Below are 12,832 nucleotides of genomic sequence, written 5' to 3'. Positions count from 1 at the left end.
GATTTACCCCTTGACCGAGCCGGCCATCAGACCGCGAACGAAATAACGACCACCCACGATATAGACGAACAGCGTCGGCAGGGCGGCGATCATGGCCGTCGCCATGTGGACGTTGTATTCCTTGACGCCCGTCGACGTATTCACGATGTTGTTCAGCGCGACGGTGATCGGCGCGGAGCTGCCCGTCGTGAACGAAGCGCCGAACAGGAAGTCGTTCCAGATATTCGTGAACTGCCAGATCACGGTCACCGTGATGATCGGCACCGAGTTGGGAAGCAGGATGCGGAAGAAGATGCGAAAGAAGCGCGCACCGTCGATCATCGCGGCTTTCACCAGCTCATCCGGAAACGCGATGTAATAGTTGCGGAAGTAGAGCGTCGTGAAGCACAGGCCGTAGACCACATGCACGAACACGAGACCGGTGATCGATTGCGCGAGGCCGATCTTGCCGAGAAACGACGCCATTGGAATCAGCACGATCTGGAACGGGATGAAGCATCCGAACAGGATCAGGCCGAAGAGCAGGTTATCGCCCTTGAAGCGCCACTTGGTCAGCACGTAGCCGTTCAGTGCGCCGAGCAGCGTGGAAACCGCCACCGCCGCGAAGACCATCCGGAATGAATTCCAGAAGAAGCCCTTGACGCCCGAGCAGTCGAGTCCCACGCAGGCCGTGCCCCATGCTTTCTCCCACGCGGCAATCGTCCACTGATGCGGCAGCGCGAGGATGTTGCCCGAATACACTTCGGGAAGCGGCTTGAACGAAGTCAGCAACATCACGAGCAGCGGCACGAGATAGACCACGGCTGCGATCGCCAGCAGCGAATAGATGACGATTCGCGAGACGTAGTTGTGCTTGCCCACCACCATCTGTGGCGAGTCCCATGTCTTGGTAGCCATCGTTGTCTCCTGAGAGGCTATAGGGGGAATCAGTGGCCGGCGCTCTTGCGGCGCGGTCGCATTTCGGAATAGAGATAGGGCACCATGATGGCCGCCACGGTGCACAGCATCATCACCGCGCTCGCCGCGCCCATGCCGAGCTCGTTGCGGGTGAACGTGAACGAGTACATGAAGGTCGACGGCAGCTCGGTCGAGTAGCCGGGACCCGCGCCCGTCAACGCGATGACGAGCTCATAGCTCTTGACGGCCAGATGCACGAGAATCACGAACGCGGAGACGAACACGGGCCGCAGCTGCGGAATGATGATGCGGCGATAGATCGCCGGCATGCGCGCGCCGTCGATGGAAGCAGCCTTGACCTGTTCCTGATCGATGCCGCGCAGACCGGCGAGAAACATCGCCATCACGAAGCCCGAGGCCTGCCACACGGCGGCGATGACGACGGTGTAGATGGCCATGTCGTCGTTGATGATCCAGTCGAACTGGAAGCTCGTCCATCCCCAGTCATGGAACAGCTTGGTCAGGCCGAGACCGGGATTGAGGATCCATTTCCACGCCGTACCGGTGACGATGAACGAGAGCGCCATCGGATAGAGAAAGAGCGCGCGCAATCCGCCTTCGGCGCGAATGCGCTGATCCAGCAGGATCGCGAGGCCGAGGCCGATCGCCATGCAGAGCACGACGTAAAGCGACGCATAAATGCCGAGATTGCCGATCGCCACATGCCAGCGCGGATGTTCCCACACGCGGCCATATTGAAGGAGGCCGGCCCAGTGGAAGTTGGCGAAAGCGCGTGAACGCGTGAACGAAAGCAGCGTGGTCCACACGATGAATCCGTACACGAAGATCAGCGTGATGATCAACGTCGGGCTGAGGACGAGCTTCGGCAGGATGGCTTCGAAGCGATTGCGCAGCGTCGATCGCTTGTTCGCCGGACGCTGGCCCGAGCCGTTCTTCAGATCTTCGAGCGTGGGCGCCGCTTGGGCGCGATTGTGCAAGAGCATGGCAACACCTACCGTCGGAGATGACGGACCTCGCGGAGAGCGGCGTTCTTGTGCCGCTCCGCACGAGGGCCAGTTGGCTTACTGCGCGTTCTTCACGGCCGCGACGAGCGCCTTCACGGCGTCCGCCGACGACTGGTTCGAATTGAAGAAGTGCGTGACGACGTCATAGACCGCGTTCTTCGGACCATCCGGCATCGCGTGTCCGTGCGCGAAGCTGCCGACCATCGAATCGGTCTTGAGCGCGGCGCGCATGTCGTTCATCGACTTCTTGCCGCATTCGTCGAAGCCGTCCTGCGGCACGTCGAGCCGCGCGGGGATCGAGCCTTTGATCTGGTTGAATTTGGCCTGCACGCCACGGTCCATGATGGTCGATGCGAACGCGTATTCACCCGGCAGGCTGGCGTCACCCTTCTTGAAGGTGGCGAACTGATCCGTGTTGAAGATGAACGCGCCTTCCGTGCCCGGATACTGGAAGCACAGATAGTCGGTATTCGGCTGCTTGCCTGCCGATGCGAACTCGCCCTTCGCCCAGTCGCCCATGATCTGCATCGCAGCCTTGCCGCTGATCACCATCGACGTGGCGAGGTTCCAGTCACGGCCAGGGAAGTTGGGATCGACCATGCCGCGCAGCGCGCGCATCTGGTCGAAGGCCTTTTCCATCGTCTTCGAGCCGAGCGCGCCCGGGTCGAGCTTGACGAGCGCCTGCTGGTAGAACTTCGGGCCGCCCGCGGACATCACGGCGCTATCGAAGATGGTCGCTTCCTGCCATGCCTGGCCGCCGTGTGCGAGCGGAATATAGCCGGCCTTGCGGATCTTGTCGGCATCGGCGACGAGTTCATCGAAAGTCCTTGGCGGCGTGAGCTTCAGCTCGTCGAAGATCTTCTTGTTCGCCCAGATCCAGTTGGTGCGATGCACGTCGACGGGCGCGGCAACCCAGTGTCCGTCGACTTTTGAGAACTTCTGGATCGGCGCGGGCACGAGCTTGTCCCAGCCTTCCTTCGATGCGACGGCATCGAGGCTTTGCAGATAGTCTTCCTGCGCATACTCGGGGATCGTGAAGCCGAGCATCTGGATCGCATCCGGCGGGTTGCCCGATGCGACGCGCGCCTTCAGCACCGTGCGCGCAGCCTCGCCGCCGCCGCCCGCGATAGGGCTGTCCTTCCATGCGTAGCCCTTGGTTTTCAGGCCGTCCTTGAGAACGGTGAGGGCCTTGGCTTCACCGCCGGAAGTCCACCAGTGCATGACTTCCACCTGCTTGCTGGCGGCGGCGATCGCGGACATCGCGTGGCAGGCAACGAGACCCACTGTGATTGCGGCAATACGCTTCTTGAACATCTCTGTCTCCATGATGAAACGCTCTCTTGACGGGCTTTCTGGTGGACTGCACGGCGGATATGCCGTGACGTGGCTTGGGGCGCTTCGTGATCAGGCCGCGGGGCGCGGCAACCACCAGTTCCTGCGCTCCCCGATATGAAGCTGGATCGTTTTCGTTTCGGTGTAGTCCTCGACGGCCTGCTTGCCGAGCTCGCGTCCGACGCCGCTCGACTTGAAACCGCCGAACGGCAGTTCCGGATAGCCGTCGAGAAAGGTGTTGACCCACACGGTTCCCGCGTCGACGCCGCGCGCGACGCTCAAGCACGTGTTGATGTCGTTGCTCCAGACGGCGGCGGACAGTCCGTAGGCCGTGTCGTTGGCGATCTCGATTGCTTGCCGCGCATCGGAGAAGGGGATGATCGCGAGCACGGGGCCGAAGATTTCATCGCGCGCGATGCTCATGTCGGGCCTGACGTCGCTGATGATGGTCGGTTCGAGATAGAGGCCTTGCGCGTCGTAACGCTTGCCGCCCAGACGCAGCCGCGCCCCCGCGGCAACGCCTTTCTCGATGTTGCCGAGAATCTCGCCCAGTTGGTTCTCGCTGACGACCGCGCCGATCTTGCAATCGGGGTGCAGCGGGTCGCCAACGGGCACCTGCCGTGCGCGCTCGACAACAGCCTGAGCAAATCGCTCCGCGATCGATTCGTGCACCAGCACGCGGCTGCCGCTGTTGCAGCACTCGCCGGCGTTGAAATACACGCCGAACACGACGGCGTCGATCATCGCGTCCCAGTCGCAATCGGGGAAAACGATCTGCGGGTTCTTGCCGCCGAGTTCGAGCGCGACCTTCTTCAGCTTCTTCGACGCGAGTCCGCCGAGCAGGCTGCCGACGCGGGTCGAGCCCGTGAACGACAGCATGTCGATGGCGTCGTGCTCCGCGAGCGGCTGGCCGACGGACGGGCCTTTCCCCGTCACCACATTGACGACGCCAGCAGGCACGCCGGCTTCCTCGAGAATCTCCATCAGCATGACGGTCGTGCTCGACGTCAGTTCGCTTGGCTTGACCACGCAGGTACAGCCCGCGGCGAGCGCGAACGGCAGCTTCTGCGAGAGAATCCACAGCGGGAAATTCCAGGGCGTGATGAGGCCGACCACGCCGATCGGCTGACGCAGCACGATGCCGAGCATGTCTTCGCCGAGCGTGTCGTAGGCGTCGCCGCTGGTCGTGCGCGCGAGGCTCGCCGCGTACTGCCAGAGATCGACGCAGCCCGACACTTCGCCGCGCGCCTGAGCAAGCGGCTTGCCCGTTTCGAGCGATTCGAGCAGCGACATCTTCTCGACGCGGGCCTCGATGCCAGCGGCTGTGGCGAGCAGAATCCGCGCGCGCTCCGCGCCCTTGAGCTTCGGCCACTGGCCGTTCCGAAAGGCGAAGTCGGCAGCCTCGATGGCCTGTTCGACATCAGCGGCCGTGGCTTCCGGGAACGTGCTGACGACGTGCCCGTGCGCGGGGCTGCGGCGCTCGAAGCGCCGCTCGTCGGCGGACTCGACCCACATGCCGTTGATGTACATGCGGCCGTTGAAGGCCTCATGATCCGTTGCGTTATCGCGTGTCAGAAGCGCGGTTGCAGCGGGAATTGCAGTCTTGTACGTCATGTCATTGACCCTCGTATTGCGCCGGGCGCCGTTCGCGGAAGCTCGCCATGCCTTCGCGCGCGTCGTGCGTCGTTGCGGACAGCGCGCCTGCCATGGCTTCCAGGGTTGCGCCAGCCCCGAATCCCGAAGCGGCGTTGATCAGTTGTTTCGTCAACTGCACGGAGACCGGTGCGAGCGTCGCGATCTTTTCAGCGATGGCGACAGCGGCTGCGAGTGACGCTTTCGGCGTGGAGATTTCATCGATCAGTCCGATGCCGTACGCGCGTTGCGCGTCGATGCGCCTGCCCGTGAGCGCGAGCGACTTCACGTGGCTCGGGCCGATCAGCGAAACCAGCCGCTGCGTGCCCGACCAGCCCGGGCAGGTCGCGATGCTGGCTTCGGGAAGCGCGAAGGTGGCGGCGGGGTCCGCGACGCGCACATCGGCAACCGCGGCCAGTTCGAGGCCGCCGCCGAACGCCGGGCCGTTGATCGCCGCGACGACAGGCACGCGTAACGCAGCCCAGCGGTCGAAGATGCGATGGCCGCGCGTGACCCACACGCGCCACATGTCGAGCGGCGCGAGCGCGGACCACTGGTTGATATCCGCGCCGACGCAGAAGGCGCGTTCGCCCGCGCCCGTCAGCACGACTGCGCGCACGCCTGCATCCGCTTCGATTTGTGACGCGGCGGCTTCGAGTTGTTCGAGCATCTCCGGCGTCAGCGCATTGAGCTTGTCCGGGCGATCGAGCGTGACGATCGCGACGGCCTTCTTCGTCTCGATGTGGATGAGCGGCGAATCAGCCATGACGGGCCTCCTTCAGACGGAGGCCGAACGGCGCGTCCGTAAAGATCGACGCATCCATCGTCTTCAGGGCAGGGGAGACGGCGAGCTCGATGTCGCATTGATCGAGCACGTCCTTTTGCAGATCGACGCCGGGCGCGATCTCGATCACTTCGAGACCGGTATCGCTGAGGCGGATCACGCAACGCTCGGTGACGTACAGCGCTTCCTGATTGCGCCGCCGTCCGATGCGGCCGCTGAAGGTCACATGATCGACATCGGCGATGAACTTCTTCTTGCCTTCCTTGACGATCCTGAGACGCCCGTCGCCCACTTCGATCTTCGCGCCCGCCGTGAAATAGCCGCTGAAGACGATCCGCTTCGCATGCGTCGTGATGTCGATGAAGCCGCCGCAGCCGGCGGTGAGATAAGGCTTGCTCGGCAGCTTCGACACGTTCACATTGCCGAAGCGGTCCACTTGCAGGAACGACAGCAGCGATACGTCGAAGCCGCCGCCCTGGAAGTACACGAATTGCGACGGCGACGGCATGATCGCGTCGGCATTGCCCGAGCAGCCGAACGCAAAACCCAGCAGCGGCACGCCGCCCACCGCGCCCTGTTCGATCACCCACGTCACATCGTCGCGATAGCCCTCTTCGAGCAGAATGCGCGGCACATTCGCGGAGATGCCGAAGCCCAGATTCACCGCATCGTCTTGGGCAAGCTCCATTGCGGCCCGGCGCGCGATGACCTTGTCGGCGTTCCATTCGGCGAACGCGAACGCGCTGTCCGGCAGCTTCACTTCACCGCTGATTTCCGGGTCGTATTCGATCTGCGTCGTCTGCTTCTGTTCGGGATCGACCACCACGTAATCGACGAGATTGCACGGGATGTGGACCTGTTGCGTATGCAGGGAGCCCGCCTTGACCACACGCTTCACTTGCGCGATCACGATGCCGCCGTTGTTGTGCGCGGCAAGCGCCTGATCGCGTCCGCCGAGCAGGGCGCCTTCATGTTCGAACGACAGGTTGCCGCGTTCATCGGCGGTGGTCGCGCGCACGATGGCGACGCGCGGCACGAAGTTCCTGTAGTACAGCCATTCGTCGCCCGCGAACGTGACCTTCTCGACGATCGGGTGCTCGGCTGCCTGCGCGTTCATCGCGCCGCCCTGGCGGTCGGGGTCGACATAGGTATCGAGCCCCACCTTGGTCAGCACGCCGGGGCGCTTCGCCGCGACTTCGCGATGCATGTCGAACAGCACGCCGCTCGGCAGGTTATATGCGCGGATCGCGTTGTCGGTGACGAGATGCCAGATATCGGGCATCGGCAGGCTCGACGGCCCGCTCGGGAACGAGCCCGCGATGACCGTCTGAATCAGCCCTTTCTTCGCGATGTGATCGATGCCCTTGATGCCGTACATGTCGCCGGCAGCGATGGGATGCAGCATCGTCAGATTGCGGGGATGACCTTCGGCGTCGAAGCGCGCGCCGATCGCGGCGAGCATCGCGTCGGGGCAGCCGAGACCGCTCGACGAGCTCACGGTGACGATGTCGTCATCGCCGATCAGGCTCGCTGCGTGAGCCAATGAAACAACCTTGCTGGAACGCACGGCAAATCTCCTTGAACTTTTATTCAGCGAAGCGGGACGGCACCGTCACGTGTCCGCCCGCTTCGGCGGACTGCACGAGGGACAGCGCGGCGACGAGCGAGCGATAGCCGTCGATACCCGTCGCGGCCGGGTTCTGTCCGTCGGTAATGGAGCGATGAAATTGCGCGACGGAGGTGCAATACAGGTCGCGGTGCCGGACTTCGATGTCTTGCGTGCCGTCTGCGGTACGCAGCGTGATCTCGCCGATCGGACGTTGCGTCATCACGTCCCTTGCGAACAGCGAGCCGGACGTGCCGTGAACTTCGAGTCCCGTGGGCGCATAGGGCACCGTGAACGCATCGTGAAGCTGCGCGAGCACGCCGCGCTTGAATCGCACGATGGCCATCACGCCATCGGCGAGGCCCGCGGCGGACATCGTTCCCGACGAGGTCATCGCGCTGACTTCGACCGGTTCGTCGTCGAGCAGGAAGCGCAGCGTGTCGATGTCGTGAACGGAGATGTCGAGAATGACTCCGCCGCCCGCATCGGGCCGCTCGATACGCCAGCCGCGCAGATGCGGCGGCAGCGAGACCGCATGAAAGATGCGCACGAAGAGGGGCTTGCCGACGGCGCCCGCGCGAATGAGATCACGCATCTTGCGGTGGGTCGCCGCGCAGCGCAGATGGTGATTCGTGCCGAGCCGGACCTTGTGCGACGCGCACGTTTCGATCATTTGCGCGGCCTCGCTCCCGGTCAGCGCGAGGGGCTTTTCGCAGAGCACGTGCTTGCCGGCCTTCGCTGCCGCAAGAGCCTGCGGCAGATGCTTTTCGTTGGTGCTGCTGATATAGACAGCCGAGATGGACGGGTCCGCGAGCACGGCGTCGAGATCCGTCGAGTGCGCCGCTATGGCGTGCTTTTTCGCGAAATCGTGCGCACGCTGCGCGCTGCCACTGACGACCGTGGCGATTTCGCCGTCAGCTTGCGACCGGATGGCGTCGACCATCCATTCGTCGGCGATGGTGCTGGCGCCGATCAGCGCCCAGCGAATGTTTGCCGTCATGTCTCTCTCCATTGGAACGTTCCAATTCTCAAGCGTTGGATCGTTCCAACAAACTGTAGTAGACTCAAATCATGCTGTCAAACACTTTTTGGAACGTTCCAATTGTGCAAAGCAATATGAAATCTGGTCCGACCATTCAGGACATCGCCGCCGCGGCCGGCGTATCGAAGTCGACGGTGTCGCTCGTCTTGCAGGAGAGTCCGCGCATCAAGGCGGAGACGGCCGAGAAGGTGCGCGAAGCGGCGAGGGCGCTGGGCTACGTGTACAACCGTGGCGCCGCCAATCTGCGTGGGCGACGCAGCACGACGATCGGCATGGTGATCAACGACCTGACGAATCCGTTCTTCGTCGAGCTGCTGGTGGCGATCGAGCGGGTACTCGCGCAGTCGGGCTTTACGACGCTGATGGCGCATACGGCGGAAAGCGTCGAGACGCAAACGCGCGTGCTGCGCTCGATGCGCGAGCAGAACATCGCCGGGCTCATCATGTCGCCCGCGCTGGGCACGCCGGACGATATGCCCGTCGAGATCCGGTCGTGGGGCATACCGCTCGTGCTCGTCATGCGTCCGATGGGCGCGGATGTCGATACGGTCGGTGTCGATAACGCGCACGGCTTCGAGCTGGCGACCGAGCATCTGATCGGGCAGGGTCACACGCGGATCGCGTTTGCCGGAAACAGAAAAGGCTACACCGTGGCCAACCAGCGCCGGCAGGGCTACTTGTCCGCCATGAACAAGCACGGACTGCCCGTCAGCGATGAGTGGATCATCGATGTGGAGCTGACGCCGACCGGGGGCCGGAATGCAGTGCGCGCCATCTTCGACATGAAGCCGCGGCCGACGGCCGTCGTTTGCTATAACGATCAGGTTGCATTCGGCGTGCTGCACGAACTCGACCGGATGGGCAAGCGTGCAGGCAAGGCGCTGGCTGTCGTCGGATGTGACAACGTCGTTGCCGCTGAACACACCAACCCTCCGTTGACGACATTGTCAGCGGGGGCGGACACGCTGGGCACGATGGCGAGCCGGACGCTGCTTGCAAGGCTCGATGAAACGGACGGCGATGCAAAACCGCCGGTGCAGTACTTCGCGGAGCCGGAACTCGTTGTAAGGGAGTCGAGTATCGGAGCCGCGGTTCACGAGCGCCCACGGATCGACGCAGGCGCGCTTCGGGAACGTGACCCGGCGAGAAGCATCGCCAGGCTCAAATAGGCGCTGCCGCATGCTTTGGAACGACTTGTTCGGCCGGGCCACTGCGCTCTCTCGATCTGGGCGGCGGTTCTTTCAACTCGTTGAGCCTTAGAAAATAAACCTCGTGTTGACGAACTTCGACTTGTGATCGGTGACGATCGCATCGAGTAGCGCGCGGCTCTCGTCCGTCTGCCTGGCGGCGACCATCGAGCGGATCGAAAACGCGCGCAGCGCATCGGTGACGGAGAGCGTACCTTCGGCCGAATCCTTGCGCCCGGCGAAGGGGAACACGTCGGGTCCGCGCTGACACTGGCAGTTCAGGTTCACGCGGCACACCTGATTCACGAGCGGATCGATGAGCGCGCCGATCTGCGCCGGATCGGTCCCGAAAATGCTGACCTGCTGTCCATGGTCGGAGGTAATCACATACTCCAGCGGCGTCGCGATGTCGTCGAACGGCGTGATTGGAATGATCGGCCCGAACTGCTCCTCGCGATACAGCGTCATCCCTTCCTCGACCGGATACACGACCGCCGGATAGAAGAGCGTCTTGCAGAATACGCCGCCGCCTTCGTTGACGACGCGCGCCCCTTTCGCCTTCGCGTCCTCGATAGCCTCGGTCAGGTAGGCCGTGCGATGCATGCCCGGCAGCGGCGTGATCGACACGCCCGGCTCCCACGGCATGCCGACCTTGAGCTTCGCGAGAGCGTCGGTAAAGCGTTCGATAAACGTATCGACGATCGAGCGATGCACCATCAGCATCTTGAGCGCCGTGCAGCGCTGGCCGTTGAACGACAGCGCGCCGAGCAGACACTCCTTCACCGCGAGATCGATGTCGGCATCCGGAAGAACGATGGCGGCGTTCTTCGCGTCGAGGCCGAGAATCGCGCGCAGCCGGTGCGACTTCGGGTGCTGCTTCTTCAGGTGATCCGCGACCTTGCTGGAACCGATCAGCGCAAGCACGTCGATCTTCCCCGACGCGAGCATGTGCGGCACGACCACCGCGCCCGGCGCGTAGATCGTGTTGATCACGCCTCTCGGGAAGGCGGCGCGGAAGGCGTCGAGCAGCGGGTAGAAGAGCAGCGTGCCGTATTGCGGCGGCTTGAACACGACCGTGTTGCCCATCAGCAGCGCGGGAATCAGCGTCGCGAACGTCTCGTTCAGCGGATAGTTGTAAGGCCCCATGCACAGTACGACGCCGAGCGGCGTGCGCCGGATCTGGCCGATCGTCCCTTCGGCGATCGTAAAGCGCGAGTTGCTGTTGTCCTGCTCCTTCAGGGCCGCGATGGTGTCCCGCATATAGCTGACGGTGCGGTCGAACTCCTTTTGCGAATCGGCGAGACTCTTGCCGATTTCCCACATGATCAGATTCACGATCTGATGACGCTCGGCCACCATGCGACGGATGAAGTCCTGCATGCACGCGATGCGCTGGCCGACCGTCATCGTCGGCCATTCGCCGCGGCCGTGATCGTAGGCGCGCACGGCGGCATCGAGTGCGGCGTCGCTTTCGGCTTCGCCCATCACCGGATAGCTGCCGATCGCGACCTGCTCGGGCTCCCCCGAACCCTGCCGAACGCAAACCGGCGACAGCACCGTCTTGCAGGCGCCGTCCCACGACTTCAATGCGCCGTCGACGAGCGATACGCGCTGATGGATCGGCGCGCCCAGCCGGGCGTCTTCGGGGATGTCGCCGGCGGAGGGAAAGAGTTGCTGCAAGTTCTCGAAGGCTTTATGCGCCATGGCGTTTTCCTCATTGTCACATCTACGATTACGACGATAACAGCCGTCACTGCGCCGGGACCGGCAGACGACGCGGACTGGCGTCACGCCCCTGGCCGATCGGCCGCCACCGCCGTGACTTCCGCGGCGTCGCGCAAGTCATCGAGGTCACGGCCGCGCGTTTCCGGCGTGTAGTACGTCGTCACCACACCGATCGCGCTCAGAAGGGCGACGTAGGTGGCGAGCGGAATCCACGCGAGGATGGTGCCCTGGCTGCCGCCCCAGTGCGCGGTCGCCCAGGCAATGATCGACGCGCCGATGAGCGGCGCCACCCCGCCCGCGATGACTGCCGACACTTCGCGCCCCACCGCGACGCCGGCGTATCGATGCTGTGCGCCAAAGAGTTCGGGAAGCAGCGCGCCTTGCGTCGCGAACATGCCCCAGACACCGGCCAGGGCGACGCACAACATCGCAACGCTGGCCGTCGCGTTGCCGAGGCTCAGCACCCACCAGGTCGGATAGGCGAGCAGCAGTTGATACAACGCGAACGCGCGATAGACGGGAATGCGTCCGAACCGGTCGCTCAGCATGCCGGTCAGCGGAATGACGACGGCTCCCGACGCGCCCGCCAGCAGCAGCGCGACCGGGCCGATCGGTCCTTTGAGACCGGTTGCCGTGGCGATATAGCTGATGGCGAGTGACTGATAGATCGACGAACCGCCGTTCTCCGCCATCCGCATGCCGATGACCTTGAGGAGCGTCGGCTTCGAATGCTTGAGGAGGTGTTTCAGCGGACTGTCGTTGACTTGATGGCGCGCCTCGAGCTTGGCGAACGACGGCGACTCCTTGAGCTTCAGCCGGATCCAGATCGCCACCGCGATGATCACGACGCTCAGGAGGAACGGCACGCGCCACAGCCAGCTCTGCGAAACGTCTTCGACGCGCACCAGCGCGAAGTAGATCGCGGCCGCCATCACCGTTCCGAGCAGCACGCCCATGAACGGCAAGGCCGCGAAGTATCCGCGCCGCCTGGCCGGCGCGTACTCGGCCATCAGCACCGCGGCGCCGGCCTGTTCCGCGCCGGCGCCCAGTCCCTGTAGCAGGCGGCAGCCGACGAGCAGAATCGGCGCCCAGATGCCGGCGCTCGCGTAGGTGGGCAACAAGCCGATGAGCGTGCTCGCGACGCCCATCAGCAGGATCGTCGCCATCAGGACGAACTTGCGTCCATAGCGGTCGCCGAGCGTCCCGAAGACGATGCCGCCCACGGGCCGGATCGCGAAGCCGAGGAAGTACGCGCCGAAGCTCGCGATCAGGCCGATGCTCGGATCGCTCGACGGGAAGAACAGTGGTCCGAAGATCAGCGCCGACGCGAGGTTGTACAGCGCAAAGTCGTAGTATTCGAGCGCGCTGCCAAGCGAGGCGGCCCACGCGGCACGGTACAGGTCCGCGGTCGTAACGTCCTGCTTGCGGGCGTCGGCGTCGGTGTCGACGCGGGCCGCGCTCGGAGCGGCCGCGATGGTTTGCTGGTGTTTCATGATGTCTCTTCCAATGTGGATGCCGTTTCGATCACCTTGTGATCCCAACGGCCCGTTCTGTATGGCGGCGCGTGCGCCGCTCCAGCCAGATTCAACGCGATGAACCGCC

The 12,832-nt window shown here is 63.8% G+C and carries 10 protein-coding genes; 1 reads left to right on the top strand and 9 read right to left on the bottom strand.

Features of this window, described 5'->3' with window-relative positions:
• Positions 1–3: 3 nt before the first annotated feature.
• The 7 genes from AWB83_RS09370 to AWB83_RS09340 form a co-directional block, all read right to left on the bottom strand.
• A complete protein-coding gene (locus tag AWB83_RS09370) occupies positions 4–897 on the bottom strand; it encodes a carbohydrate ABC transporter permease (protein ID WP_087044554.1) in 894 nt (297 codons plus the stop codon).
• Positions 898–926: 29 nt separating this feature from the next.
• On the bottom strand, positions 927–1,901 hold the full coding sequence (locus AWB83_RS09365; RefSeq protein ID WP_087044552.1) for a carbohydrate ABC transporter permease: 975 nt from the start codon (positions 1,899–1,901) through the stop codon (positions 927–929).
• A 78-nt stretch (positions 1,902–1,979) separates the two neighbouring features.
• Positions 1,980–3,236 (bottom strand): ABC transporter substrate-binding protein, encoded by a 1,257-nt coding sequence (locus AWB83_RS09360; RefSeq protein WP_087044550.1) that lies wholly within the window; start codon positions 3,234–3,236, stop codon positions 1,980–1,982.
• 90 nt (positions 3,237–3,326) lie between these two features.
• Positions 3,327–4,868: an aldehyde dehydrogenase family protein gene (locus AWB83_RS09355; protein ID WP_087044548.1), complete on the bottom strand. Its 1,542-nt coding sequence runs from the start codon at positions 4,866–4,868 to the stop codon at positions 3,327–3,329.
• Between the two features lies 1 nt (position 4,869).
• Positions 4,870–5,652 (bottom strand): enoyl-CoA hydratase/isomerase family protein, encoded by a 783-nt coding sequence (locus tag AWB83_RS09350; protein WP_087044546.1) that lies wholly within the window; start codon positions 5,650–5,652, stop codon positions 4,870–4,872.
• A complete protein-coding gene (locus AWB83_RS09345) occupies positions 5,645–7,237 on the bottom strand; it encodes an acyl CoA:acetate/3-ketoacid CoA transferase (protein ID WP_087044544.1) in 1,593 nt (530 codons plus the stop codon). The genes AWB83_RS09350 and AWB83_RS09345 overlap by 8 nt, the downstream gene beginning before the upstream one ends.
• Positions 7,238–7,256: 19 nt before the next feature.
• Positions 7,257–8,276: a Gfo/Idh/MocA family protein gene (locus tag AWB83_RS09340; RefSeq protein WP_087044542.1), complete on the bottom strand. Its 1,020-nt coding sequence runs from the start codon at positions 8,274–8,276 to the stop codon at positions 7,257–7,259.
• A gap of 116 nt (positions 8,277–8,392) precedes the next feature.
• On the opposite strand from AWB83_RS09340, the gene AWB83_RS09335 reads away from it, so the two are divergent.
• Positions 8,393–9,487 carry a LacI family DNA-binding transcriptional regulator gene (locus AWB83_RS09335; protein WP_244197642.1) on the top strand — a complete coding sequence of 365 codons (1,095 nt, stop codon included), beginning with the start codon at positions 8,393–8,395 and terminating at the stop codon, positions 9,485–9,487.
• Between the two features lie 87 nt (positions 9,488–9,574).
• Here the strand turns inward: AWB83_RS09335 and AWB83_RS09330 are convergent, their stop codons facing one another.
• Entirely contained in the window at positions 9,575–11,209 is a 1,635-nt protein-coding gene (locus AWB83_RS09330) for an NADP-dependent glyceraldehyde-3-phosphate dehydrogenase (RefSeq protein WP_087044539.1), read from the bottom strand.
• 83 nt (positions 11,210–11,292) lie between these two features.
• Positions 11,293–12,723, bottom strand: a complete 1,431-nt coding sequence (locus AWB83_RS09325) for an MFS transporter (protein WP_087044538.1) — start codon at positions 12,721–12,723, stop codon at positions 11,293–11,295.
• Positions 12,724–12,832: the final 109 nt, after the last annotated feature.

The organism is Caballeronia ptereochthonis (assembly GCF_001545075.1).
In the GTDB taxonomy this organism is placed as follows: domain Bacteria; phylum Pseudomonadota; class Gammaproteobacteria; order Burkholderiales; family Burkholderiaceae; genus Caballeronia; species Caballeronia ptereochthonis.
Note: the sequence above shows the minus strand (reverse complement) of the source record. Positions and strands in the feature narration are given on the sequence as shown.